Source organism: Psychrobacter urativorans (assembly GCF_904846675.1).
In the GTDB taxonomy this organism is placed as follows: Bacteria; Pseudomonadota; Gammaproteobacteria; order Pseudomonadales; family Moraxellaceae; genus Psychrobacter; species Psychrobacter urativorans_B.
On record NZ_CAJHBT010000020.1, the window covers coordinates 1 to 25,427 of the forward strand.

The 25,427-nt window shown below is 43.7% G+C and carries 25 protein-coding genes; 4 read left to right on the forward strand and 21 right to left on the reverse strand.

Annotated elements, in window-relative coordinates:
* Positions 1-240 precede the first annotated feature (240 nt).
* Together JMY06_RS09360 and JMY06_RS09365 are read right to left on the reverse strand one after the other, a co-directional pair.
* Complete coding sequence (locus tag JMY06_RS09360; RefSeq protein WP_201618033.1) at positions 241-1,539, reverse strand: NRAMP family divalent metal transporter; 1,299 nt, start codon at positions 1,537-1,539, stop codon at positions 241-243.
* Positions 1,540-1,737: 198 nt separating this feature from the next.
* Positions 1,738-2,721, reverse strand: coding sequence for a LysR family transcriptional regulator (locus JMY06_RS09365; RefSeq protein ID WP_201618034.1), 984 nt, complete (start codon positions 2,719-2,721; stop codon positions 1,738-1,740).
* A gap of 202 nt (positions 2,722-2,923) precedes the next feature.
* Here JMY06_RS09365 and JMY06_RS09370 point away from each other — a divergent pair, with 202 nt between their 5' ends.
* On the forward strand, positions 2,924-3,556 hold the full coding sequence (locus JMY06_RS09370) for a hypothetical protein (RefSeq protein ID WP_201618035.1): 633 nt from the start codon (positions 2,924-2,926) through the stop codon (positions 3,554-3,556).
* Between the two features lie 289 nt (positions 3,557-3,845).
* A complete protein-coding gene (locus JMY06_RS09375) occupies positions 3,846-4,520 on the forward strand; it encodes a hypothetical protein (RefSeq protein ID WP_201618036.1) in 675 nt (224 codons plus the stop codon).
* Positions 4,521-4,677: 157 nt separating this feature from the next.
* Here the strand turns inward: JMY06_RS09375 and JMY06_RS09380 are convergent, their stop codons facing one another.
* The 11 genes from JMY06_RS09380 to JMY06_RS09430 form a co-directional block, all read right to left on the reverse strand.
* On the reverse strand, positions 4,678-5,433 hold the full coding sequence (locus JMY06_RS09380; protein ID WP_201618037.1) for a zinc-dependent peptidase: 756 nt from the start codon (positions 5,431-5,433) through the stop codon (positions 4,678-4,680).
* A 140-nt stretch (positions 5,434-5,573) separates the two neighbouring features.
* Positions 5,574-6,392 carry a type ISP restriction/modification enzyme gene (locus JMY06_RS09385; protein WP_201618038.1) on the reverse strand — a complete coding sequence of 273 codons (819 nt, stop codon included), beginning with the start codon at positions 6,390-6,392 and terminating at the stop codon, positions 5,574-5,576.
* A 203-nt stretch (positions 6,393-6,595) separates the two neighbouring features.
* Positions 6,596-7,333 (reverse strand): hypothetical protein, encoded by a 738-nt coding sequence (locus tag JMY06_RS09390; protein WP_201618039.1) that lies wholly within the window; start codon positions 7,331-7,333, stop codon positions 6,596-6,598.
* A gap of 15 nt (positions 7,334-7,348) precedes the next feature.
* Positions 7,349-7,588 carry a hypothetical protein gene (locus JMY06_RS09395; protein ID WP_201618040.1) on the reverse strand — a complete coding sequence of 80 codons (240 nt, stop codon included), beginning with the start codon at positions 7,586-7,588 and terminating at the stop codon, positions 7,349-7,351.
* A gap of 130 nt (positions 7,589-7,718) precedes the next feature.
* Positions 7,719-8,021, reverse strand: coding sequence for a hypothetical protein (locus JMY06_RS09400; protein WP_201618041.1), 303 nt, complete (start codon positions 8,019-8,021; stop codon positions 7,719-7,721).
* 89 nt (positions 8,022-8,110) lie between these two features.
* Complete coding sequence (locus JMY06_RS09405) at positions 8,111-9,355, reverse strand: DUF819 domain-containing protein (protein WP_201618042.1); 1,245 nt, start codon at positions 9,353-9,355, stop codon at positions 8,111-8,113.
* A 233-nt stretch (positions 9,356-9,588) separates the two neighbouring features.
* Complete coding sequence (locus JMY06_RS09410; RefSeq protein ID WP_201618043.1) at positions 9,589-11,238, reverse strand: DEAD/DEAH box helicase; 1,650 nt, start codon at positions 11,236-11,238, stop codon at positions 9,589-9,591.
* Between the two features lie 483 nt (positions 11,239-11,721).
* Entirely contained in the window at positions 11,722-12,741 is a 1,020-nt protein-coding gene (locus JMY06_RS09415; protein ID WP_227672272.1) for a DUF1176 domain-containing protein, read from the reverse strand.
* A gap of 393 nt (positions 12,742-13,134) precedes the next feature.
* Positions 13,135-14,025 (reverse strand): glutathione-dependent disulfide-bond oxidoreductase, encoded by an 891-nt coding sequence (yghU, locus tag JMY06_RS09420; protein WP_201618045.1) that lies wholly within the window; start codon positions 14,023-14,025, stop codon positions 13,135-13,137.
* A gap of 262 nt (positions 14,026-14,287) precedes the next feature.
* Positions 14,288-14,836 carry an HPP family protein gene (locus JMY06_RS09425; protein WP_201618046.1) on the reverse strand — a complete coding sequence of 183 codons (549 nt, stop codon included), beginning with the start codon at positions 14,834-14,836 and terminating at the stop codon, positions 14,288-14,290.
* On the reverse strand, positions 14,836-16,596 hold the full coding sequence (locus JMY06_RS09430) for a molybdopterin-dependent oxidoreductase (RefSeq protein WP_201618047.1): 1,761 nt from the start codon (positions 16,594-16,596) through the stop codon (positions 14,836-14,838). Before JMY06_RS09430 ends, JMY06_RS09425 begins: the two co-directional genes overlap by 1 nt.
* A gap of 246 nt (positions 16,597-16,842) precedes the next feature.
* Between JMY06_RS09430 and JMY06_RS09435 the strand changes: the two genes are divergently transcribed.
* Positions 16,843-18,219, forward strand: coding sequence for a DHA2 family efflux MFS transporter permease subunit (locus JMY06_RS09435; RefSeq protein WP_201527168.1), 1,377 nt, complete (start codon positions 16,843-16,845; stop codon positions 18,217-18,219).
* Positions 18,220-18,333: 114 nt separating this feature from the next.
* Here JMY06_RS09435 and bfr (JMY06_RS09440) read toward each other — a convergent pair whose 3' ends face one another.
* From bfr (JMY06_RS09440) to JMY06_RS09450, 3 genes are all read right to left on the reverse strand, one after another.
* A complete protein-coding gene (gene bfr, locus JMY06_RS09440) occupies positions 18,334-18,816 on the reverse strand; it encodes a bacterioferritin (protein ID WP_201618048.1) in 483 nt (160 codons plus the stop codon).
* 79 nt (positions 18,817-18,895) lie between these two features.
* Entirely contained in the window at positions 18,896-19,405 is a 510-nt protein-coding gene (gene bfr / locus JMY06_RS09445) for a bacterioferritin (RefSeq protein WP_201618049.1), read from the reverse strand.
* Positions 19,406-19,855: 450 nt separating this feature from the next.
* Complete coding sequence (locus JMY06_RS09450) at positions 19,856-20,047, reverse strand: bacterioferritin-associated ferredoxin (protein ID WP_201527193.1); 192 nt, start codon at positions 20,045-20,047, stop codon at positions 19,856-19,858.
* A 429-nt stretch (positions 20,048-20,476) separates the two neighbouring features.
* Here JMY06_RS09450 and JMY06_RS09455 point away from each other — a divergent pair, with 429 nt between their 5' ends.
* Positions 20,477-20,803 (forward strand): ArsR/SmtB family transcription factor, encoded by a 327-nt coding sequence (locus tag JMY06_RS09455; protein WP_201618050.1) that lies wholly within the window; start codon positions 20,477-20,479, stop codon positions 20,801-20,803.
* A 147-nt stretch (positions 20,804-20,950) separates the two neighbouring features.
* Here the strand turns inward: JMY06_RS09455 and JMY06_RS09460 are convergent, their stop codons facing one another.
* The 5 genes from JMY06_RS09460 to JMY06_RS09480 form a co-directional block, all read right to left on the reverse strand.
* Positions 20,951-21,673: a sulfate/molybdate ABC transporter ATP-binding protein gene (locus tag JMY06_RS09460; protein ID WP_201618051.1), complete on the reverse strand. Its 723-nt coding sequence runs from the start codon at positions 21,671-21,673 to the stop codon at positions 20,951-20,953.
* Positions 21,674-21,739: 66 nt separating this feature from the next.
* Complete coding sequence (gene cysW, locus JMY06_RS09465) at positions 21,740-22,687, reverse strand: sulfate ABC transporter permease subunit CysW (protein WP_201527197.1); 948 nt, start codon at positions 22,685-22,687, stop codon at positions 21,740-21,742.
* A gap of 1 nt (position 22,688) precedes the next feature.
* The gene (gene cysT, locus JMY06_RS09470; RefSeq protein ID WP_201527199.1) at positions 22,689-23,570 is read right to left on the reverse strand and encodes a sulfate ABC transporter permease subunit CysT; all 882 of its coding nucleotides are present in this window, start codon (positions 23,568-23,570) and stop codon (positions 22,689-22,691) included.
* Between the two features lie 213 nt (positions 23,571-23,783).
* The gene (locus JMY06_RS09475; protein ID WP_413786912.1) at positions 23,784-24,818 is read right to left on the reverse strand and encodes a sulfate ABC transporter substrate-binding protein; all 1,035 of its coding nucleotides are present in this window, start codon (positions 24,816-24,818) and stop codon (positions 23,784-23,786) included.
* Positions 24,819-25,038: 220 nt separating this feature from the next.
* Positions 25,039-25,308 (reverse strand): hypothetical protein, encoded by a 270-nt coding sequence (locus JMY06_RS09480; protein ID WP_320157857.1) that lies wholly within the window; start codon positions 25,306-25,308, stop codon positions 25,039-25,041.
* Between the last annotated feature and the right edge of the window lie 119 nt (positions 25,309-25,427).

The window sequence follows — 25,427 nt, forward strand, 5'->3', positions numbered from 1 at the left end:
ATAATATATTATAATTAATGAATCAATTCAAATTACGAATAGCATTATCCATAATACGCAGTTTTATTCTATTTATTATTCATATTGATAAAACCAAACAGTATTAAGGCGGTTTATTAAACATCTTTAGTTACAATTAAGCATATATGTAAGTATGCCTAATAAAAAACCTCCAATAGCTAAGCTGAAGGAGGTTTATGACTATATCTAACTTTGAAAGCTTTAGTTTTAATTGAATATTTAGCCAATTAACCCTGCAAGGTTGGCTAAGAATAATAGTGCAAAGCCGCCTAGGAATAGTAGGCCTGCAATTGATAACGCATTCATACCTGCCGAGAGCTTTTGATGGTTTTTAACCAAGGTGTAGTTTAGCCAACCAAAGATGGGCGCAGACACAAACGCTGATATCATAGCGAACTTCAGCATAGCACCTAACTGCCCGGTAAAGAACGTAATAATCACCAGCCCGCCGCCAATCGCGTAAGTCGTCCAAAAGGCGATTTGCTTTTTATTAATCTCGCTTTGACCTTTAAGCAAACGCCAGCACTCTGCATTGGCACGACCATAACCGTCAGCACAAGTGATGGTGGTACCAAACATACACATAAAGGCGACGAAGGCGACCAGCAATCTTGACCACTCACCAATAGTGTTGGTATACATGTTGATCAATTGATTGATATAAGCGCCGCCGACCAGCTCAATCTCTTGTCCTGATCCATACTGGACGAATACCCCTAATGCCAAAAAGAATAGCGCTAAAATAGCAGATATTGAATAGCCGACATTAAAATCTAGCAAGCCTTCACGATGAGTGGTGTGATCCGCCTTAATTTTCGCTGAGGTCCACATAGAGTTAATCGCAGCAAACTCAAGCGGGGCTGGCATCCAGCCCATAAGTGCCACAATAAAACCTAAAGTAGCCAAATTCCAAGGGGATGCAGCAACAAAATCTACGGTCATGACCGTTGGCTTACCTGCGGCAATGATTACCGCAGCAACGGTCGCCGTAGTGAGCGCAATCATAATCCACTTAGTCACCCCGTCGAGCAGCTTATAGTGTCCTGCAATCAAGAATACCCATGACACAGCGGTGACAATGAGAGCTAGCGTAATAGTTGATAGCCCAACAGAGGCAGGCAGCATAAAGCCTAATATCACAGCAGCAATCAAGGACACCGCGCCAGTACTAATCACCGCTGATAAGATAGATAGGATGAAATACACCCAAAGATACGCTTTAGAGCGCTTGGCGTAGCCTGCAATCAGACTCTCACCAGTATCATAGACGTAGTCGGTACCGAAACGAAAGAAGGGATATTTAAAGATGTTGGCTAAGATAATCATGATAGCCAATTGCCAGCCGTACAGCGCACCAGCTTGCGTGGATGAAATGAGATGTGAGCCACCAATAGCAGCAGTTGCCATTAAGATACCAGGGCCGAAGATGCGCCAGCTGAAGCCTTGTTGCGCTGCGCCAGTGCTATCGTCAACATTATTATCAGGGCTATCAGGGTTGTTAAATCGTTGGGCGGTCATGAATACCTCAAAATAGTTAAAGCGGCATTGTGATGCGCTTGCCAGCTATCAGCACAAAAAAATTTATAAAATAATTGATTGTGGACTGACTTTAGCACACTGATTCAATTCGGGATAATGATTATTATTATTTATTTTGATAGCTGTGCTGCTGTGCTTTAGACGATGTGACGACTTAATAGCTAACCTTTATAAGGGTTAAACAAACTGTTGCTTCCGATAAGTAATGCCACGTTGCTCATATACTTGATAAATGGCATTGAGCAAATCAGGGATTTTTGGATGGATAAAATCTTTAAGGGTATGCAGATAAATAGGGGAGGTCACGTTTTCATGAACCAGTCGCTGGTAGCTTATCTGCTCGGTACGTACCGTTTGTAGGCTGGCAGGCACTAATGTAATACCTTCACCCGCGGCTACCAAGCCCAGTGCCACTTGTAAATCACTTACTTTAGTAGTCATTAGTGGGGTGATATTATGTTGCGCAAATAAGTGCAATAAAGGCTCTGTTACCGGCTCCTGCTTACTATCTAGATGATCATTCCCTGTAGCTTTCGTATGAGAAGTAGAAACAGGCAGATGTGTTTGATGATATAAAATTAAGCGATTATTTGCCAAATCAATTAAGTGCTGTTCACTAACATCAGCAAGAGGATGCAATTTTGGCAATGCAACCACGTAACGCTCGTGACGCAGTAATATTTGCTGTATCCATGCGTCTTGATGCGCAAAACGACCAAAACCAACATCGATCTCGCCTGTTTTTAGCGCCTCAATCTGCTGATAAGAGCTAATATCTTTAAGATTGACCTCAATATCAGGGCTATGATTAGAATTATTGCGCTTTAAAGTGGCAATAACTTCAGGTAGCAAGCCATAGAGTACGGACGGCACAAAGCCGATATTGAGTGTGGCGCTTGGCGCCGATAACCGCTGGGTCATGCTAGTAATAGTATTAAGCTCCATTAGCACCGTACTGACTTTGTCATAAAAAAACTGTCCGGCTTCCGTCAGCTGTAGCGGACGGTGATACCTATCAACCAATATTACACCCATCTCTGTCTCCAGCTGCTTAAGCTGCCGGCTTAGACTAGGCTGTGATAATCCTGTTGTTTTGGCCGCTGCGCTAAAGCTTTGCAAATCTGCAATCGCAATAAAGGCATTAAGCTGCTTTAGTTCCATTTTTTGATACCTACTTTAATACCCGCTTGGCATTGTTTTTTAACCAATTTATGTGCAAAATGTCGCTGTCGATACAAATTGTGCTTGAAGGTAATTGTCTAGACAATTATATTGTCGTCTATTAGTGTTACATTTTAGCAAAGCTACCTAACTTGAAGTTACCAATCCCTTAATATTAATGGCAAAATTGGCTTGATATTCCATGAATAAAACATCTTCATACGAGCCACTAAGTGAGGAAGAGCTACGTCCTTTTTCTGACGTTAAACAGAATCATGAAAATAGGGATTATGATAGCAGTCACGATCAACCCTTAACAACAGTTGAATCGGAATATGAAGATGCTAATACTAATAACACCCTTAATATAGATACCACTGATGATAATGAGGCTAACAGTAATCTCTCAAAAGATAAAAAGACAGGGGCGGTACGAGGTAGACAAGTTAGTAGTGTTAAGTTATTCATTATCGGTGTAGTCTGCGGTTTATTGTTAAGCAGTGCTATTGTCGCCGTACTTAGTAATATTGGCGTCTTGTCTGTTTTGTCGGATAATGTGGCGGCTGACGACTATGAAACGATAACACCAAGCGCGCCGGCTGCACCCGTATCACAACCATCTACAGAGGAAACAGTAAACCAAGAAGCCGTTGCAGCTACATTTTCAGATAAAGCAGCCATTAGTAATAAAAATACAGAGACGGCTGAGCAAGTAGCGCCTACAATAGCAGAGCCAAAAAAGATAAATAGTAATACTACAAACGATTCAGCTATCAGTATTGAGGATTTTAGGGAGGAGGCTCAGAACACCTTATATCGTGAGACTAAAGATTAGTGCGAGTCGGTATAAGAATTCAGATAAATTATGGCACTTAAGAGCTTGCTATATAGTATCAAAACATTCTATTTAACATAATATACATTATGCGAAAACAAACTAACGGTTTTTGTGATTGGTATCACTCATTACATCAATCTGCTGCATAATCGTATCGGTCAGGTTTAGCGACTAAAAACAACATATTACACAGCACTATCATAGATTTTACTAACTTAGTATTATTACACTATTTAATATAATTAACTAATATTTACTCCGCTATTGAGGTGGTAAGGATATTCTTATGACAACGCTATCTCACTATAAATTAGTCACTGGTAGCTGTTTTGCGTTTCTGATTATGGCAACTGGCTGTCAGTCTCTAGCCGCAACGACTCCTGTCACTCCTAATACTCAAAGCAGTAATAAAAATAATAACCAAAACAACAACTCATCAACGCCAGCAAAACCTCAAACTCCTCAGCAACCACTCACCCAGCAAGCGTTACATATTCAGCACGCACTAGCCAATAAAAACTATGCCAGCATTATTGATGATATTCATCCAACCCGTGGCGTGCGCTTTTCGATGTATGCTTATGTGCGTCCAGAGTCCGATAAAACCTTCAGCCGTGTCCAATTCGCGCAATATCTGCAAGAGTCAAAAATGCGCTTTACTTGGGGTAAGCTTGATGGCATTGGCGACTTACTAATTATTCCCTTACCAAAATATTTGGACACTTGGGTCGCCGGTAATAAGTTTAATGATGCTCGCATCAGCATCAATGAATTTAAGTCTACTGGCAATATGATTAATAACATCGAAGATATCTATCAAAAATCGGATGTCGTTAATTTTTATCATAAAGGCAGCGATGAGTACGCTGGTATGGACTGGCGTATGCTGCGCTTAGTGTTTGATGAGTATCAAGGTAAGCGTTATTTGGTTGCGATTATTAACGACCAATGGACGATATAAGGTTTTTATTTCCTAATAAAACATTAAAAAAAGGGCAATGCGTTATTCAAGTAATGCACTGCCCTTTTGCTTGCTGCTATTACTATATATTCAATTTTTAATATATATATTTGACATAGGCTGCTCTAATACATCTTATGAAGCCTAGACCATAAGCTTACGATTTCGGTCCCAGCGGTGTCTGACAAAAAAACTTGACCATAATTTCGTAAATATCAGGATAAGCATCCATCAGCTTCTGAGGTGTCTCAAAAAACACTTCGCTGAGAACGGCAAAAAACTCAGCCGGATTGGTAGCGCCATAACGATCCAGCCCAGCCTTGCGGTGCTTCTGAAAATCAGCAAATCCGCGTTCCATAGTCTCAGTCCACCTCGTAGGATCCATGTCAGGTTGCATCGGTGGAAAGCCATTGGCTCGACCATTGAGCATGTCGAGTTTGTGTACGAATTCGTGAATGACGACATTATGACCATCGCGCTCCCCTGAATGTTTGGCATCCTTCCATGAAAGAATGATGGGACCTCGAAGCCACGCTTCACCGCTACGATGTTGGTGACCCTCATGGACGATACCGAACTCGTCTACGGTGGTGCTTTCGCTGGTGTATGAACCAGGATATATGATGATTGATGACCAGCCAGCGTACCATTCAAGGCTTAGATTCAGTATGGGCAGACAAGCTTGCAAGGCAATGGACCGCCTGACAGCATCTGTAATCTCAAAGCCTTGGGCACCAGTGATCGACTTGTCGTGCAAGAACAACGTGGCAAGCTCAAACAGGCGGGTCATCTCGTCCTCATCCAGCCTATCAAGTATCACAATGCGCTCGGCAGCTTGCATCCAGTCAGCATGGGTAAATTCGCTGTTGTCCAATACACGCTGCTCGCGCCAGTCTTTTAATATACTAAACATGCACTGTTTTCCTCTACTGTTGACATTCAGACCGCATTTTCTACTATCGCGACGTTAACTTAGCACACAAACCTCAGTATTGATGACAACCCAACAATTATATATATAATTAATTATCAATTGCTATTTAAATCAAATACTTAAATAACCTCTATCTCATCAATCTGCTGCATAATTGTATCCGTTAAACTTAGTGCAGCGATGATATTCATATAATGCTTAATATCATTATGATCTAGAGTACGCTCGCGGCGATCTTTGAGCCATTTTTGCGCAGGCTGGTAGCCACCAATAAAGAAATCCCACGCGATCAGCGGTACATTATCAAAATACTGATCATCATTTATCCAAACCTTGCCGATACTTTTCTCAGTGCCGTCAATCTGTGCGGCTAATTTTGGCGATTCTAACAGGTGAATTTGGCGTAATTCACCACCTAGCGTGACCAATTGCCAAAAAGTCTCAGCACCACTTGGATACGGCACACGCGGAAAGTCAATTTTTAAGAATTCTTTATAGGTTTCGCGATATGTTGGGCTGTGTAATACAGCATAAATATAATCAAGAATGTCTATCGGTGCAAGCGTGCCAGCACTATCCGACTTTTCATTGGTAAAGATTAGCTCAATCGCTTTGGCAATGTCCGCGACGATTTCAGGGTCAAGGTTTGGCGTTCGCGCTGGCGTGTTGGTTTTATTGTCTAATTCTAATAATTCGGATTGTCTGTCCGCATCTTTAGGGTCTATGTATAGGTAAAGTGGGAAAATATATCCAGTTTCCTTTGTCTGGAGCGAAACAGTACATCTTTCGATAATAGCTTTAGATAAAAATATGTGTTGAAAATCGAACGTGCTTTGCTGGCGGCAGGTGATAAGTGAAAGATTATCTTTATTTAAATGTTTAATAGTATTCCAGCTTGGTCTTCTCTGTAGCGAAGTATCATAATACGTCGCCCTCATATCAAAAGGTCGTTACAGAATGCTCTTAAAATACTTTTCCGAAAATTGACTTGCTAACAAATTATCTAGTAGTTTTTATCTTGAGTTTATTCAAAACACTAGAGTCATATTTATTATCAAAGATTCCTTTTATTTTCTCTCCTAACTCCTTATTATTCCAGTCTATAAACAGAGCATCTCTACCAGTTTCTATACCAGTATTACTAGCCTGAAAAATACTTATCATATTTTTTCTTATTACTGTAGTCAATTTCAATAAACTCAAGATTTGGCAAGCTTGGCCTTATTTCATTCCAAGACATTTGGCTTAAATCGTGTTTATTTAGAAATCTGTACTTAAGTTTTCTTGTACCAAATAGGTCACGCACAAAGACCTTTCCTAATTCACTTTCTTTCTTTTTGTTAGTCTTTATAAAAATATTAATTGAAATCCCAGCCATAATATTAAAAACGTTTTCATCTTTGCCGCCGTCGGGTGCAGTTTCTTGCTTACGAGCATTGCCATGTAAATCGAGAATATAAATCTTATCAAAGGTCTCTAGTAGACTTTTACGCATTTGCCTATGAATAATGCCATCAACAAAGCTATTATTGGTAATAAACACTAAAACTCCTTCCCCATTCTTTTCAATATAATACTGACCATAAAGCCATAAAGCCATAAAGCCATAAAGCCGTGGTAATAAATCTTGCTCGATATAACTGCTCCACGCTCCGCCCTTATTGGCAAACTGACTGTGAAAGATATGCTGAATAATGGCGGCGAGGAACGTGCCGGTCGCTGGGTCGAGGATTTGTACTTTATGGACAGATTTGGTTTCAGTCTTGAAGCCGGACTTGGTACGACTATCGCGGGTCTGCGTTGCTGATTCAATCTCAATCTTGCTGATATCCGCGATACCCTCAGGCAAGTCAAATTCGGACTTTAGGACATCATCCACCGCCCTTACGATGAACTAAACCACTAGCTCTGGCGTATACCAAACGCCGCGCTGTTTGCGCAGCTTGGGATTGTACTTAGCGAGGAAGGTCTCATAAAAATGGATGATAGGGTCTTGAGTTTGGATAGTCTTGCCAAAGTCTTTGAGCATAGCAGCGACGTCAGTGGCGCGGAACACGTCCGCTAAGTTATCTACGGTAAGCTTGATACGATCATCGATATTCACGCCAGCCACATAGTCGAACAGCCTGCGCAAAAATGGATTGGTCTTAGGGATGCGGCGGCCTCTTAGCGGCTAAACGTCTCTAAAGTGTCATCATGCAGGCGCGCGGCGAACATACCGTAGGCTAACGTCTGCGCGTAGATATCAGCAAAGTCGGTTGACGTTAGGTCATGGATGAGCACGGTCTTACTTGATACAAGGTATTCTCTAAAAGCCGCGCCTTGCCCGCCATTAAGATAGCCAGACGCTGGGCGGACTTGATGGTCTGACCGACATACTCGCAAAAGTCGCGAAGTAACTCAGCTAATCGTTCAAACTCACTGTCATGCGCTTTGATGACACCATTGTCTAACTCACCGACACACACCTCATGGATGCGTTCACCATTGACATAAAATTCAAAGTGCAGATAGTCGGTGATAATTAGATTGTCTAGCGCCGCCTTATATGGGTCTAAGCGTAGCATAGCGGCATGTCAATATACTACGCCTTAGCCTACTGAACACATCGTTTCTGTTATTGAAATTCTGCTACTAAGCTTTTTTTAAATAATGCTTATGTCACTACCAAACGCATCAGCTGGGTACTGATATAACCGCCTACCGTCCCCATCGCGTAACCAAGAATGCCTAAAAACACTCCGACTGGCGCGAGTGATGGATGAAAAGCCGTCGCGACAATCGGGGCCGACGATGCACCGCCAGTATTGGCGTTAGAGCCGACAGCTAAGAAGAAAAATGGCGCACGAATGATTCTAGCGACAATAAAAATAATCACCACGTGAATAGTCATCCATAATAAACCAATTAGTAATAATCGCCACTGTGAGACGATACCTGCCAAATTAATCTGCATGCCGATAGCCGCAATCAATACAAAGATAAATACCGTGCCGATTTTAGACGCGCCAACATGATCCAGCCGACGAATTTTGGTGAAAGAAAAACCCACCCCAAGTAGGGTAATAATCACCACCATCCAAAAGAAGGAGCTGGCGAAGCTATATTGTACCGCCCAGCTATAGGGCGCGAAAAATGTTGCAATCTGCCCTCCTGCAAAGTGCGCTAGCCCTACCATGGCAAAACATAGCCCAAACATCACCATCAAATCAGTTAAGGTGGCCGGGCGTGCATGGTCGCGCTCATAGCTCTCAACGGCGGCGATTACTTTATCAATACTGCTGGTATCTGCCTTTAAGAATCGGTCAATCTTATCGCTGTGCTTCGCCATGACTAATATTATTAATAACCACAATGAGGCGTTAGTGGTATCTACCAAAATCATCATACCGAATAAGTCATCACTGACCCCAAACAGCTCCTTCATTGCCGCTTGGTTTGCCGCCCCGCCAATCCAGCTGCCAGCCACTGCTGAGAATCCACGCCATAGCGTGTCATCAGTAAACATCTCCGGAGATACCCATTTAGCCACACCCAAACTAATCGGCCCGCTAATGATAATCGCCACACTAGCCGCCACAAACATGGCAATCGCCTTCCAGCCTAGTCCTAAAATTTTAGGGACATCCATCGATAAGGTCATGAGCAGTAAACTTGCCGGTAACAAATAAGTGGCGGTAAAGCCATATATCTGCGAGCCGACACCATCAGCAAAAACCCCAAGACTGTTTAAGGTTGCTGGAATAAAGCAGCACAGCACTATACCTGGCAAGACTGCATAAAAACGTCGCCAAAACTTACCCGGCAGACCTTGAGTATAGAAAACCAAACCAATAACGGCCATGATAATACCAAACGCTACCGGTAAACTATCAATGGCTAAATGAGAAATGGCGAGCATCGTATGGCTCCAAATCGTAACGTAATAGAAAAATAGGCCAGTATAGACAAGGCTAAAACTACGCGCAAGTAAGTATTAAAGCCAGCCTATAACTCAGTTAATATTGAGTTTTATCATAAAGATAAAAACTCAGACACAAAAAAGCCAGATAACAAGTATCTGGCTTTTTTACTTCAAACTCATTGTTAGCGATTAGACTGGCTAGGAGCTCCTAGCTGCTAAATCTTAGCTTATTATGAGTTTTTGTTGCGATTACCGCCAGTTGGACGGCCGCCTTGGCTATTACCTGAACCTGAACGGCCAGTAGGACGACCTTGACCACGACCAGTTGCAGCGCGATCACCACGTGGGGCGCTTGCGCCATCACCACGGCTAGGAGCACGTTTGCCTTGATAAGGCTTGCCACCTGAGCGCTCATTTGGCTTACCAGATGAATCACGTGGCTTACCCTGATAACCGCTGTCATTGCTCGCGCGTTGACCAGTACCAGTGCTGCTATCACCTGATGGACGACCACGACCTTGGCCACTAGGTTTGCCCTGATGACCGCCGGCTGAACGACCACGGCCTTGACCGTTACCGCCGCCACCTGAGCGTCCACGACCACGGCCGCGACCATTGCCTTTATTGTCGCTTGGAACGTAAGTCTTTTTAGGCTCCATGCCTTCAATGACACACACTTCCATTTTGCGATCTAAATAACGGTTAATCGCATTTAGTTGTGGACGGTCATCCATGCTACATAAGCTGATTGCCACACCAGTACGACCGGCACGACCACAACGACCGATACGATGCACGTAATCTTCAGTTTGGCGTGGTAGATCGTAGTTAATTACATGCGATAGCGCTGGCACGTCAAGACCACGAGCGGCCACGTCAGTTGCGACTAAGATTTTGCATTTACCATTACGGAGGTCTTGGACGATACGATTACGCTTGCTTTGTGGCAAATCACCATGTAGGAAGCTGGCTTTATGGCCGTCTTCTTGTAGCGATTTTGCTAATTTTTCAGTGCTACGCTTGGTTGCCGCAAAAATGATCACTTGTTCCATATCTTTTTGGCAAACGATTTCATTAAGCAATCTGTTTTTATGATCGAAGTCATCACAGTAGTACACTTTTTCTTCGATATGTGCTGATTCAACTTTGATCGCAACGCGCTCAGGATTCTTAGTGAAGCTAGCAGCGATTTTGCCAACAGGGCCATCCCAAGTAGCAGAACACATGATGGTTTGACGATCAGTAGGTGCCGCTCGTAAGATGTCACTGATATCATCAGCAAAACCCATGTCTAGCATACGGTCCGCTTCATCAAGTACCAATACTTCTAGCTGTGATAAGTCAACACGGCCGGCATTGATATGATCAAGTAGACGACCAGGGGTTGCGACAATGACTTGTACGCCTTTTTTCAAAGCAGTAATCTGACCATTGTAGGGCGCGCCGCCAACTAATGGCACGCAGAACAAACCACGCATATCTTTAGAATACGTACGAACACTGTCATGTACTTGCTGAGCAAGCTCGCGCGTTGGCGTTAAGATAAGGGCTTTGGTGTTTTTATCGAAGCTAGTAGCACGGCTTAAACGATCTAGCAGTGGAACAACAAAGGCAGCTGTTTTACCACTACCTGTTTGCGCTGATAACAGAAGATCGCGACCAGCTAGAGCAAAAGGAATAGCTTGTGCTTGAATAGGGGTTGGGTTGGTATAGCCACTGCGTTCAAGCGCGGTAAGAATTGGCTTGGCAATGTTAAGATCAGCAAAGGTCATTTCTTCTGATTCAGATTTTTCTTCAGAAGTGTTAGCGTTAGTGGTAGGCGCTTGAGTGTTGGTATTAGTATTTTCGCCGTCTAGCATTGCAGATAAGATGTCAGTCATGAGTATCCTTGGTAGTATAAGCTGCTGTATATTCAGAAGCTTGATGCATACCACTGATAACCGTTCACCACGCGACCATTTTATTAACAAGCTATCAAGAATGTTGATAACTAGAAGCTTAGCTATTTAAAGCGTATCACTTCTATAAAAGGTGTTGCGTGCTGTCTGACGTATTTTGGTGGTAGTGCCGAGTGTCTTACCCTTGTCTGCTATAGGCAATTTACCTTTGCTTAAATCCAAAGCTGATAAATGCGAACAACAACCAATCTAGCCATGATGTTGGGCTAGTAGATAAGATATGAGTCAAAAATAATAGGATTATTTAAGTACACAAAATCATCGGCAACAATTACTTTCAGTCATCCTAGACCCAAAATCGCAGGCGATGTTATCAATCTCATAATTCACGTTAGTCGAAGCTAACGTGGCGACGCAGTATAGCATAGTAATTAGAATAATATCAGTATTTATTTTTAACAGGCCTTAACGTAGCGTATTTACATTAGTCACATAGGTTGGCAGTTGCCATGCGCCGCCCGCCTCTACCATGCGGCACAGTCCGGTCGTACTTTCATGACTTTTGGCAAAGATCTTTCCTGTCCACATCCAATAAGTCTTATTTAGGCAGTCGCCAATACCGCGACCTTTTTGTACCGAACTAATTTTACCGTTGTCATAATCGGTCGCACTGGTAGTGATTAGGGTTGGTTTATAAGGCTTGCTATCATTCATTACCCATACACCGGAACCAGTGTTATAAGCGCCCGTCCAACAATGATGCTGTGCCAGTAGCTGGGTGCTATTGAGACGGCTGACACGCCACGGTGATTTGTCGACTAAATTTGGACAGTCAGTACTCGCCTCTTTCATCGTGTTTTGCATCAAGGCCGATAGCTGTGAGGACTTCATACTGAACTTTCTATTGCTGTTGGAGTTGGCCTTGGCATTAGGTCTTACCACTTGCAGTTGTGGCGCTGTCTTAGGCGGTAATACCGTGCGATTAGATTTATTAACGCCATCAGAGCTAACAAAGGCACTTGGCGTTCCTACTCGCCCTTGAGCCTCATCAGCTTTTAGCATCACTGCGATTGCCCCTTTATCAGATAACTGCCAGCGCGAGTTACGCAGTACCAGCTCAATCTTACTGGTCTTGGTTAGCGCATCAAGCAGTGCTGTGACTTGACTTGACTTGAGGTCTGAATCACCAGCTGCTGTTGAGAAGGGTTCGATCTCGCCTAGATCTTTATCATTAATGAATAACGACATACGGTGACGGTTGCCCAATTGCATCAATGCTTTCGTAGAGCTTTCTTTAGCGGTCCCAAGCTTAACCTTGCCCACTACGCCTGCATCAGCGCCTGCTCGACGGATCAATAATACAGATACCGGAAAGTCGCTATTGTTCTCAGCTTGATAACCTGCCAGCCTACAGGTCCGCGTATTATCACAGACGACTTGCCAGTCTTGATGAACAAGCTCAACTGGCGCGGCAGCCGTACTCATAGAACTGAATAGAGCCGTACTAACTGCGGCTAATATGGGTAATAAGACTTTGTTCTTTAGCATTAATGTTTTTATCTTAATTATATTATAAGGTGTCGTTATAACGTTATTATTGCTGGACAGCAAATGCGCTTGTGTTAACTGATTTCGGGTATCCTTCATAATTATTACTCATCAATAGAGAAGATATAAAAACGGTATCCTTACCACAGCAGCAAGCTGTCATTTTAACGCAGCTAAGTTTCTATCTGTTGTACTAACGTATCATTATGTAAAAATACTAGCAAGGCTCATTTATTATAAAAATAAAAAATTCGTGGCTGATAACTATAAAAGCTATCAGCCATGGTTACTATCTATTCTATTGCTGTTTGTTATGTCAAGTGAACCCAATTAAGCAATTGGCTGTAATGATAACTCTACGCCACGTTTCACCGCCGGACGGTCGGCTACTTCTTGTGCCCAGCGTTGTACATGCGGATAGCTGTCTACTTGTAGGAACTCGCCTGCATCGTAGAGTCTGCCAAGTACTAATTGACCATACCATGCCCAAATAATAATGTCAGCGATATTGTAATCCGACTCATTATTACCACACATATACTCACTATTTTTTAGATGAATATCAAGCACGTCAAGTTGACGTTTGGCCTCCATAGTATAGCGATTAATCGGATATTCCATCGGTTCGGGCGCATAAGCATAAAAATGCCCAAAGCCGCCACCTAAGAACGGTGCACTACCCACCTGCCACATGAGCCAAGATAAACACTCAGCGCGTGCTTCTCCTTGCGCCATCGGTATAAACTTACCGAACTTTTCTGCTAAGTACAATAAAATAGCACCGGACTCAAAAATCTCGATGGGCTCGCCAGCCTGTTTATTAGAATCATTTCTAGCAGCCGTTACAGCAGAATAATCAACCAGCGCCGGAATCTTAGAGTTGGGATTGATCGCCACGAAGTCTGAGCCAAACTGATCGCCTTCAGAGATGTCGATTTCATAGGCATCGTATTCAGCACCCTTCACCCTAAGCTCAGCCAGCTCCTCTAATAGGATGTTGACCTTAACACCGTTTGGGGTGTTCAATGAGTACAGCTGTAGCGGCGCATCTCCTACCGGTAGCGTTTGCTCATGGCGCGCACCTGCCGTTGGACGATTGATACTAGAGAATTTGCCGCCATTGTCCTTGTCGTGTTTCCAAACTTTAGGCGGCGTATAGCTTGAACTGTCGGTATCTTGAGAATTAGGATTTTCTTTAGTATTGTGTTTAGCGTTACTCATGGAATGTCCTTTATCTTGGATGTTATTTTTATATTAAATATAGCATGGTCTTACTATAACGAGGACCTACCTACTTAATACAGACCTCTCATGTAATTAATGTAGCTGTTTTTAAACCATTACCTTCTAAATACTCCAATAAAACGGTTAGCAGACAGTATCACTACCTTGCTTATCTTTCATTACGCCAAAGTCATTCTTATATTAGAGCCTATTAATAAAGACATAACTTCTTAACAGACATCAATTGAAGATCGAACTCTTAAGATCTATTTCGTAACCATCCAAATTGCCAACTGGTTAAGCGCCGCCCCCAGTCGCACAGTACCGTTGATAGACCAATCCCAATAACCAGCACGCCGACAGTCGCAAAATCGGCAGGAAGTCCTCCTAGGGTGATTAGAAGAGTCGTTGCCATGGCAGGCGCATGCATGGCACGTGCTGGAATCTGCAAACCGATTGTCAACGCGACAGCGAGTGCACTAGCCATAATACGCGGCGCCGTTACCTGACCGGCGGTCATCGCCGATGGCGCATCGAGCGCACCGAACAGCGTGAGCGCTGCAAAAGCCATCGCTGCGCCAATTCCATGACCGACAAAGGTGTTCCAAGGCCGTGCGGAATCGTGCGTCGGAGTGACAGTATGAATGAAAATAGTTGGGCCGATACTGGGGAATAGCCAAGGTTGCTGAAAAGTATAACCTAGCCCTCCGACTATTCCTGTAATGACGAGCGCGACCCAACCGGCATAAAGGGCCTTGCCAAACTTCGTTCCTGGGCTGTTGTCTGTCTGATCAGACAAGTCTGTCATCAGATAGGCATCCTATAGCCATAGAATTCATGGTCCTCATTATATCCACCATAACCTGAGCCAAGATCGGCGAAATCGTGGACGAATTCAATTGCAGTAATCCACTTGACCATCTTGAAACCAAGCTCGTTTTCGCAGCGCAGTCGCAGCGGCGCGCCATGTAGAACGCTGAGCGGATCGTCATTCATATCTAGGGCTAGGATGGTCAGCTCATGCTGCATATTCTCCATTTTGTGGCAATCGTAGTATACGCCGCCATGAGCACCCTCCGCTAGAGAGTAGAAGACGGCGTAGCGCGCCTCCGGCGTTGGGCGAACCAAATCAAGGATATGACGCGTCGGCACGCCAGCCCACTTAGCGACACCGCTCCAACCTTGAATGCAGAAATGGGTTGTAATCTGCTCCTGCTGTGGCATCGCCCGTAACTCAGCCAGAGAGTATTCACCCGGTCGTTCGACCAACCCATCTATGCGCAGCCGATATTCAGCGAAATCATTTACCACAAGATCTTCAAATTCTTTTGAATCGGGCATCGTACCGTTAGGCCACAAGAAGGGTGAGATATCTTTCTCGGTCAGCTCACTTTTGGGATCGAACCACTCGGCCCAGCCTTTGATCGGGCCGACTATGAAGGCGCCGATCCTCTGTACCAATCGGGCATGACGAATGGTGAAGGGCGATGCCATTGCCCATAACACGCCGATTAGGATGATGAGCGGGACGAACACCATAAAGCCGCTCCACGAATCATCATTTACGCCCGCCCACATCATATTCAGATTAACCCGCGCCCCAGTGATGAACACCAGTGTCACGTGCGCCAGAATGAAAAACAGAAACCACCAGAGCGCTAGAAAGTGGATAGAGCGCGCCCTCTGCCGGTTAAAGACCCGTCCGAACCAGCCAAGATGGTTCGACAATGCCGGGCTCTGCATGAACCCAGTGAAGACTGATGTGGGGGCAACAACGAAAACCGTGATGAAGTAGGTAAGCTGTTGCAGGCTGTTATACTTGGTCCAGCTCTCATCCGACGGAAAGTCTAGCGACAAATACTGCAGCGCGATCGATACGGCGTTTGGAAAGACTTCCCACGTTGTTGGGACAATCCTCAGCCACTGATCGGTTGAGAACAGCAAGATATAGATGATGATACCGTTGAGTAGCCAGAGCGAATTGACTGAAAAGTGCCACCAGCGCGCCAGTCCAATCGAATGGCGGACACCAGGGATACCAAGCCAACCTGGGATTGTCACTGAGTCATCTTTGGCCGTCCAGACACGTCCCTTCGGCACCGGTTTTTGGAAGCGGAACCATTCGGTGCCGGGAGTACTGTCGCGGTGCCAGTAGAGCCTCGGGTGATCGGCCAGAATCTGCACGCCGGACCGCATAATGAACACCATGAAGAGCAGGTTTAGGAAATGGGATACCCGCAGCCAGAGCGGAAACCCTGTCTCCACGACCGCAGCAGAGGCAGGTGCGCCTGGATAATTTTCGATAAACATCTGAGCGCTTGGCAGCTCACGTAGCCCCTGAGCGATTGCCACTGCGGCAACCAATAGCACGAATATAATCGGTAGCGCCCAAAGGATACTGTACCAGCGCTCTCTAAAACGGATCAGCGGTATAATCCCATTTTGCGGCGGTGTCCAATCGCTTAGGGGCAGCTGTTTGGTGCCGGGGGTAATTTTTGCTTCAAGGGGATCTCGGGGCACGTCCTGCACATTGGAAGTAGCATTCGTATTTTGATTAGCCTTACTCATGGGATATCCTTTTTTATTAACTAAGAGTGCACTTCATGCGTTCGTTAATCAAGTTATTAATAATCCTCTCGTACTTTTATTCTCTAATCAAGCGTATGAAAATCGCTGTCGTTACTTTGCTTATCTTTAACTACGCCAAGCTTATTCTTATAATACTGGCATGGTACCGTTGCTAAAAACAGCTGGTTTAAGCAACGTATCTTTTTATGACTTTTTTATAAATACATGAGCTATGGTGATGTCTGTATGGTAACTCTCACAAAAACCCAAGATAAATATCTACCCTATGTGCTGGCAGTGGCACTGTTTATGCAGATTCTGGATGCCACCATCTTAAATACCTCGCTGCCACAAATGGCACAAGCGCTTGGTGAATCGCCCTTGAAGATGCAGTGGGCAGTGATTAGTTATGCCTTAACCTTGGCTATCTTTATTCCAATTAGTGGCTTTTTAGCGGATAAATACGGCACACGCCGGGTATTTTTGACCGCGATTATCATCTTTTGTATTGGTTCCCTGCTCTGCGCGGCCTCACCTACTCTCAACCTATTAATTGGCTCGCGTATTGTCCAAGGTATTGGTGGCGCCATGATGACCCCTGTTGCGCGCTTGATTTTAGTCAAATCCTATCCGCGTAATAAGCTACTAACGGTAATGAATTTTGCGGTGATACCCGCGCTGATTGCGCCTTTGGTAGGCCCGTTACTGGGCGGCTATATCGTGCAGTACACCAGCTGGCACTGGATATTTTTGATTAATATCCCGATGGGTCTGTTTGGGTTCATCATGGGTAAAAAGCTAGTCCCCGCTTTATTTGAAGATACCCAGCGCCTTGACTGGTCAGGCTTTCTATTATTTGCGGCGGCGGCTTGTGGACTGACCTTAGCGGTTGAATTTGGCTCACAAACGGGACGTGGTCTATATGGATTAATACTCGCTTTGATAGGGGCAGTATTGGTGGGTGCCTATATTTGGCATGCCAAACGTCGGCCAGCACCCTTATTTCCGCTCAGCTTATTTGACATCCGTACCTTTCGAATTGGTATTGCCGGTAACTTATTTACTCGTCTCGGTATCAGTGCCGTGCCGTTTTTATTGCCCCTCCTACTACAAGTAGTATTTGAGTACTCGCCCTCACAGGCAGGTTGGTTGCTCGCTCCTATTGCAGTAGGCGCGATGGGCATTAAGCCATTCGTCAGTAAAATAATTCAGCGCTTTAGCTACCGTAAGGTTCTAGTCTCTAACACTTTTTTGCTAGGCGTATTGATTATTGTGTTGGCACAATTCAATGACCCTTCATACTGGCCGTGGTTTATACCTATTCTAGTAATAATGGGTTCCTGCAACTCGCTACAGTTTAGCGCGATGAATACCATTACTATCGGTGATTTAGAAGGTCAACAGATCAGTAGCGGCAATAGCTTAATGGCCGTCAATCAACAGCTAGCGCTCAGCTTTGGTATTGCTTTTGGTGCCGCCGTGCTTAACTTATTACGCGAGCGCCTACAGATGGATACTATGGCCGCCTTCCATACCACTTACTTGATATTGGGCATTATTACTATACTCTCAGGACTGTACTTCTTGCGCTTAAAGCCAGAAGACGGTCGCGGTCTGTATTAAGAATAGCTTTTAAATAAGCCAGACACAAAAAAGCCAGCACATTTGTATACCTTATAAAGTATAGAAATATGCTGGCAGATGTGCCTGAGTTATACTACTCTAATACTATTAGTATTAAGGCGCTTTATCGTCATCCATCTGAGATTGAATATAATTCTGCACCCCAATCTCTTTAATGAGATCTTCTTGAGTCTCAATCCAATCTTTATATTCTTCATTACCATCTTTTAGCTTCACCAATAGCTTACGCGATACATAGTCTTTATGCGCCTCACACAGGGTAATAGCCTCGGTAATAATACCGTACTTTTGCTTTTCTAAACGCAAGTTACAGTCAATCATCTCTGGTACATCTTCGCCGACAAGGACTTTACCTAAGTCCTGCAAGTTTGGTAACCCTTCCAACAATAAAATACGTTCAATCAGATCATCCGACCATTTCATCTCTTGGATGGACTGATGATAAAGCGAATCATTTAATGACTCAAGCCCCCAATGCCTTGCGATACGCGCGTGCAAGAAGTACTGATTAATAGCAATTAATGATTGTCCCAGCACTTTATTTAATACTCTAATAACCTCTTTGTCACCTTTCATAATATTCTCCCTCTTTATTAACCTACAAGTCACTGCCTTATAAGCCTAATACTTTAAGTTTAGCAAGACGCTTCAATTATCAATAATTTGGCGTATTAGACTCGTTAAGGTTAGGCGAAACTTCTGCCATTTGACTTTGTAGGTAATTAGGCAGACCGATCATATCGATAAGGCGCAGCTGCTGTTCAAGCCAATGGGCATGGTCTTCTTCAGTATCTTTCAGCTGTTCAACCAACATCTCACGGGTAACATAGTCGTGCTCTTCTTCACATATCGCAATACCGTCTTTAAGATGCTGTCGTACCTCATACTCAAGATCAAGATCCAGTTGCAACATCTCAGGAACTGTGCTGCCGATATGAATGTCGTTGACAGTCATTTTCGGCTTACCGCTCAGCATTAAAATACGGCGGATAATTTCTTGCGCATGCATGGTTTCGTCCGTCATTTCATGGCTAATACGGTCATACAGCTTGCCATAATACCATTCAGCATACATCTCGGAATGGATGAAATATTGGTCACGAGCGGCCAGTTCACCGCCTAGTAAGAAGTTTAAATAATCAATAACTTTTTGGCTGCCTATCATAACGTGTACTCCCCTTTTTTTCAGTTTACGCTTTTCTTCTTATGCTTAACTTAATAACAGCACAGCCGGTAAACTGATTAGTAAAAATCAATGAGTGAAAATCAGAAACGACAATACGTCTTATATTGTTAGACAAATAGAGTAACACATAGGAGGGTATGGCTTGTAACGTTATGAACTAAGAATAAGATACCAGTTGAGAATAGTAATTAGATAGAATTACCAATAGCAGCTCAATGTATAGTTATGGTGTGATTTTCGATAGAAGGTTTAATAAAAATCAAGATAAAAAGGGCTAACAATAATACATATACGAGGGTAATAGTTATAGTGGACGCCCTACTTGATATTGCTTTCTTCATATAAGAAAGTAGGGCCAGTCCGATAGGTCTGACTAGTCATTCATATACATGAAGTTATTTCAAACAAGCGAGCTTCAGGGTGCACTCTTTAAATTGCGTAAGCCAGTACATCAAGCTTAGCGTGATGCTCATCTAGGTAATCATTAACCATCGGTTCGCAGCAGCCGCAACAAGTCGCCACATCAAGCGTATCTTTTAGACCATCGAGCGTATCGATACCGGAGGCAATAGCTGCCTGAATTTGCTTGTCTTTCACGTCATTACAGATACATACGTACATGGGCGTACTCCTACCTATTGGCTACTTATCGCTAGTTTTACTGCTGATGTAATCTTAGCTTGGTTGTTAATCAGTTCATTGGTTATTTAGCTGGAGATAAGATTGGTTATGGGGCTGTTGATGAGACTAGGTTAAATGATGCTTAAAAGTAATCATGATCCTAACAAACTCTCTGAATAAACAGTCTTAACAATCAATATCTTACAACGTTTGGCTTAGTGCTTATTATAATAACGATAATTATTACCATTTACAATAACTTTTATAAAAAATATTATCTGTCACCGTTATATTGGTACATTTTCTATTAGCCATAATGATAAAAGGTGGTAAAATATCGATAAACGGCAAGCTATACCTTTTTTTAATTAAGTGGCTTTAATACTCGAGCCGCATCAGCAGTCGTTATGAATATTTTGGAAATTTTCTATGCCTAATAATTGTGCCATGCAGCCCCTTGAGTTATTCAAAGTCCTGTCTGACCCCACCCGCCTTAAACTGTTCCAAATTTTATTTCAACAAAATCCACGCTGTGTGTGCGAACTGGTAGAAATACTTGATCAGCCACAGCCGACGGTGTCGAGACACTTAAACCACCTAAAAAAACTAGGTATTTTGAGCTGTGTTCGTGATGGTACTTGGATGTGGTACGAAGTAGCGGACGACCTGCCAACCTGGTGTCAGGACATTTTAGACACTACCTATCAGACGCTAGTTGAGCTGCCGCTACTCGAACAAACAACAAACGATGGCTAATTAGCATAGCGTGTGCTGTCACATTGTTACTAACTACTTTTTTTCTGCTTATTACACCCATAAAAAAGACCTAATTAACATTAGGTCTTTTTTGCGTTATGAGCGCACAGTTTACGTGATCTAACCGTTGTCACATCCATACCAAATCTACACTAGATCCAAAAAGTCACTGACAAAGGCGTTAGCTGGTCGGTTAATCAGCTCCTCAGAGGTACCTACCTGCTCAACAATGCCATGGTTCATCACCACAATCTCATCGGATATGGCACGCGCTTCTTCTTGATCATGGGTGACCATAATGCTAGTAATACCCAGCTCATGGTGAATATTTTTGAGCCAAGTACGCAGCTCTTTTCGGACTTTGGCATCAAGCGCCCCAAAAGGTTCATCGAGTAATAATAGCTTGGGCTTGACTGCTAAGGCACGTGCCAGCGCAATCCGCTGGCGCTGACCACCAGATAGCTGATGCGGATAAGCATTGGCCACTTGCGGCAATTGTACTAAGTCTAATAGTTCTGCCACGCGATTATTAATATCAGCTTTGTTTGGGCGCTCATTTTTTGGTAATAAAGTCAGACCAAATGCGATGTTATCGGCGATGTTTTTATGACGGAATAAAGCATAGTGCTGAAACATAAAGCCGATATGACGTTTTTGCACCGGCGTATTGGTCACATCTAGCTCATCAAACAATATTTGCCCTGAGTCTACATATTCAAGACCGGCAATAATACGCAGCAAGGTTGTCTTGCCACAGCCTGATGGCCCAAGTAACGTGGTTAGCTTACCCGTAGGTACGGTGATATTGATGTCATTTAGGGCGGTGAAGTCACCAAATGTCTTATTAACGTTCCTAATCTCGATGCTCATAGCGGTATCTCGTATTATGTCTTTATCTTATTGTGGCCGATTGTCTTTAACAGCCTCTTTAATCACTTAATTAATAGCGTCTGTATCGTTATCAGTATGTTTTGCAACAGTCGCATTGGCGCTAACCGGTAGCTCTGGCGCACTAACTAAGCGCTCAGATTTGGCAAATTTGCGCTCTTGTAGCTTGGTCATCACCTGTTGAACCAGTAACGTGACCAGTGCTAACGCCGCAAGTAAGCTCGATAGAGCAAAAGCGGCGGTAAAATTGTAATCATTATAAGCAATCTCAACCAATAGCGGCATAGTGTTGGTCTCGCCGCGAATGTGACCGGATACCACACTAACTGCCCCAAACTCACCCATCGCTCGCGCATTGGTCAAAATTAGACCATAAAGCAGCGCCCATTTAATATTAGGCAAAGTAATATGCCAAAATGTCTGCCAACCGGTGGCACCAAGCGTCAATGCCGCTTGTTCTTCACTATCACCTTGGGTCTGCATTAAGGGTATCAACTCACGCGCAACAAAGGGAAAAGTTACAAATAGCGTGGCTAAAACGATACCTGGAACGGCATAGATAACTTGAAAACCAATGCTTTCAAGCCAGCCTCCCATAGTAGAGTTGAGACCGAATAATAAGATAAACATTAAGCCGGCGACGACTGGCGATACCGAAAAGGGTAAATCAAGCAAAGTGGTAACCAGCTGCTTACCTTTAAATTGATAGCGAGTCACCAGCCATGCAATCGCTACCCCCATCACCATATTAATAGGCAACACTATGCCGGCAGTAATTAAGGTGAGCTTAATCGCTTGTACCGCTTCAGGATCGACCAACGAGGCTAAATAAAGCTGCCAACCATTTTTAAAGGCCTCATAAAACACCGCTAGCAGTGGAACCACTAACATGATAATCATAAATAACACGGCAATGGTAATAAATGTGCGCCTTATCCAAGGCGTGTCTTTGGTCGCCGGGTTGCTTTGGTAGTCGTAGCTATTGGCTATTTGCATCTTAGCGGGCTCCTACGCGGCGAGACAGCTTCCACTGCACGATGTTAATGGTCAATAAGATCACAAATGAGATCAATAGCATGAATAACGCTACTGCGGAAGCACCTTGAATATCAAATTGTTCCAGCTTACCGATAATAATCAGCGGTAAAATCTCAGACTGCATCGGAATATTACCCGCAATAAAGATCACCGAACCATACTCGCCAGTGGCACGCGCAAACATCATACCTGCACCCATAAGTAGTGCCGGTAATAGTTCTGGTAAAATTACCTTATTAAAGGTGGTTAAGCGATTGGCACCCAATACCGCCGCGGCCTCTTCAAACTCAACCGATAACTCTGCTAATACTGGCTGCACCGCACGCACAATAAAGGGAAAGCTTACTACGACTAATGCCAACCAAATCCCTATCGGGGTAAAAGCCACTTGAATATCGAACTTTTCAAACCATCGACCAATCAAACCATTCGGCGCATATAAGGTGGCAAGGGAAATACCAGTAACCGCGGTCGGTAGTGCAAATGGCAAATCAACCAACGCATTAATCAGTGATTTACCCGAAAACTCATAACGCACCAATACCCACGCCACCAACGTACCAAATACCATATTGGTCAACATCGCTAAAAACGACATCCATAAGCTCAGTTTAATAGCCGCCATTACTTGCGGCTGACTGATGGTCTCCCAAAACCCCGTCCAGCCCATTTGGCTGGTGGTATAGGCCATCATAGCAAACGGTAATACTACTAATAGCGACAAGCTAAAGACCGTGATACCCATGCTCAGACCAAAGCCTGGTAGCACGTTGCGTTGACGCATGCGGGTCAGCCAGCCTTTTTTATTAGGTTTGCTGGCAGGAGAAGATGTTGCACTCATAATGATGTCCTATTGCTATTGCCTAGCTAATAATACTTATCGTTGTGACCATGCTGTCGTATGATGTTATCTATGCGTCGATAACCTGAATAAGCTCGTAGCTTAAAGGTATAAAGGACATAGCGCGGTTGGCCATGTCCTTAGTAACGCGTTGCTTAGTCTGAAAAGCGGTCTAAAATCTTGATTATTTCGCTATGAAATCTAATGCAAGACTTACTGCGGAGCATTAGTAGCTAACTGATCGAATACGCCGCCATCGCTGAAGAAAGTACCCATAATGTCATCCCATGAACCAAAGGCATCGTTCGGGCGGAAAGTTTCAATCGGTGGTAATTTATCACCGTTTTTATCAAGAACACTTTTTACACTAGGACGTAAATATAGGTCAGCAGCCAATTGCTGGGCAGGCTCACTCCATAAGTAATCAAGATAGGCTTTTGCCGCAGCAGTGGTACCTTTTTTATCGGTAACCGCTTTTACAATGGCAACAGGGCTTTCAGACTTGATAGAATACTTAGGATAGATGATATCTACTTGACCTTTACCAAAATCGGTAGCGGCAAGATTGGCTTCATTTTCAAAAGTGACGAGTACATCACCGATACCGCGTTGAACAAAGGTAGTGGTTGCCGCCCGTCCGCCATTTTCATAGACTTTAACGTTTTTTAGCACGTCTTTGACGTAGTTTTTGGCAGGCGCTTCCTCATTATTAAAAGCATGGAGGCCATAACCATAAGCGCCTAAGAAGGCATAGCGACCATTACCGGTCACTTTTGGATTGGCCATTACAATTTCAAGACCGGGCTGGGTTAAATCTTCCCAGTCCTTGATATTCTTTGGATTGTCTTTACGCACTAAGAAGACGATAGTACTAGTAAATGGCACGGCATTGTCAGGGAACTGCTCTTCCCAATCTGCCTCAACCAAGCTTTTTTTCTCAAGTAGCTCAATATCTGATCCTTGATTCATGGTTGCCACATCCGCTTGTAAACCGTTAGCGACTGACAATGCTTGTTTGCTGGAACCGCCATGAGACTGATTGACAGTCACATTACTGTCTGGGTTCTCAGCTTTATAATGCTCAATAAATAGTGGGTTATAGTCTTTATAAAAGTCGCGCGCCACATCATAAGAGACGTTCAACAGCTCAATGTTTTGACCTACAGCTGGCGTACCGTCAGCATTGGTATTCGCCTGCTCACTGTTACTACAGCCTGCTAGACCCAAAGTCATCGCAACGCCTGCCATACTTAATACGCTAAGCGCTTTATTTTTATAGGGGCTGGCTTTTTTGTTAAGCTGATTGCTTGCTGCGTAAGTTGTCATAAATACCTCAAAGTGTTATATGATTTAATGCAGTTATGCTAACAGCGCTAGCTTATTATGTTTAATGACGAATATGCGTATGTTTGTGCCAAAATGGAATATAGGACTAATTAGCCTGTTAAAGCTAATTAGCGCTTCTTGATCATTGCTTCGGCGGACGTGCCAGCGTATCGAATACCCCGCCATCAACAAAAAAGGTCGACATAATATTATTCCAAGACCCAAATACATCTACCGGCTCAAAGGTATTTATATTAGGCAAGGTATCTTGATTTGCCGCTAGTACCGTCTTATCACTAGGGCGTAGATACATCTTCGCCATCAACTCTTGCGCCGGTTTGTCCCATAGGCCTTTTAGATAAGCGTTTGCCGCCTCCGTACTACCATTTTTATCAGTGACGGCTTGGACCACCGCGACTGGATTATTAATACCGACAGAATAGCTGGGATAAACAATCTCAACCTTTTTATAAGCATAAAAAAGGTGCCGAATTAATCAGGCACCTTTTTTTTATTAAACTAACAGAAATA

Bases quoted from the DNA above. Each gene is read 5' to 3' on its own strand.
- bfr (WP_201618049.1), bottom strand. From the start codon at position 19,405: ATGATAGGCAGCCAAAAAGTTATTGATTATTTAAACTTCTTACTAGGC.
- JMY06_RS09475 (WP_413786912.1), bottom strand. From the start codon at position 24,818: ATGGCAGGCGTTGCGATGACTTTGGGTCTAGCAGGCTGTAGTAACAGT.
- JMY06_RS09400 (WP_201618041.1), bottom strand. From the start codon at position 8,021: ATGCTACGCTTAGACCCATATAAGGCGGCGCTAGACAATCTAATTATC.
- JMY06_RS09460 (WP_201618051.1), bottom strand. From the start codon at position 21,673: ATGAGCATCGAGATTAGGAACGTTAATAAGACATTTGGTGACTTCACC.
- JMY06_RS09370 (WP_201618035.1), top strand. From the start codon at position 2,924: ATGAATAAAACATCTTCATACGAGCCACTAAGTGAGGAAGAGCTACGT.
- bfr (WP_201618048.1), bottom strand. From the start codon at position 18,816: ATGAAAGGTGACAAAGAGGTTATTAGAGTATTAAATAAAGTGCTGGGA.
- JMY06_RS09455 (WP_201618050.1), top strand. From the start codon at position 20,477: ATGCCTAATAATTGTGCCATGCAGCCCCTTGAGTTATTCAAAGTCCTG.
- JMY06_RS09405 (WP_201618042.1), bottom strand. From the start codon at position 9,355: ATGCTCGCCATTTCTCATTTAGCCATTGATAGTTTACCGGTAGCGTTT.
- JMY06_RS09365 (WP_201618034.1), bottom strand. From the start codon at position 2,721: ATGGAACTAAAGCAGCTTAATGCCTTTATTGCGATTGCAGATTTGCAA.
- JMY06_RS09435 (WP_201527168.1), top strand. From the start codon at position 16,843: ATGGTAACTCTCACAAAAACCCAAGATAAATATCTACCCTATGTGCTG.
- JMY06_RS09385 (WP_201618038.1), bottom strand. From the start codon at position 6,392: ATGAGGGCGACGTATTATGATACTTCGCTACAGAGAAGACCAAGCTGG.
- JMY06_RS09410 (WP_201618043.1), bottom strand. From the start codon at position 11,238: ATGACTGACATCTTATCTGCAATGCTAGACGGCGAAAATACTAATACC.
- JMY06_RS09360 (WP_201618033.1), bottom strand. From the start codon at position 1,539: ATGACCGCCCAACGATTTAACAACCCTGATAGCCCTGATAATAATGTT.
- cysW (WP_201527197.1), bottom strand. From the start codon at position 22,687: ATGCAAATAGCCAATAGCTACGACTACCAAAGCAACCCGGCGACCAAA.
- JMY06_RS09375 (WP_201618036.1), top strand. From the start codon at position 3,846: ATGACAACGCTATCTCACTATAAATTAGTCACTGGTAGCTGTTTTGCG.
- JMY06_RS09450 (WP_201527193.1), bottom strand. From the start codon at position 20,047: ATGTACGTATGTATCTGTAATGACGTGAAAGACAAGCAAATTCAGGCA.
- yghU (WP_201618045.1), bottom strand. From the start codon at position 14,025: ATGAGTAACGCTAAACACAATACTAAAGAAAATCCTAATTCTCAAGAT.
- JMY06_RS09380 (WP_201618037.1), bottom strand. From the start codon at position 5,433: ATGTTTAGTATATTAAAAGACTGGCGCGAGCAGCGTGTATTGGACAAC.
- JMY06_RS09425 (WP_201618046.1), bottom strand. From the start codon at position 14,836: ATGACAGACTTGTCTGATCAGACAGACAACAGCCCAGGAACGAAGTTT.
- cysT (WP_201527199.1), bottom strand. From the start codon at position 23,570: ATGAGTGCAACATCTTCTCCTGCCAGCAAACCTAATAAAAAAGGCTGG.
- JMY06_RS09430 (WP_201618047.1), bottom strand. From the start codon at position 16,596: ATGAGTAAGGCTAATCAAAATACGAATGCTACTTCCAATGTGCAGGAC.
- JMY06_RS09415 (WP_227672272.1), bottom strand. From the start codon at position 12,741: ATGAGTACGGCTGCCGCGCCAGTTGAGCTTGTTCATCAAGACTGGCAA.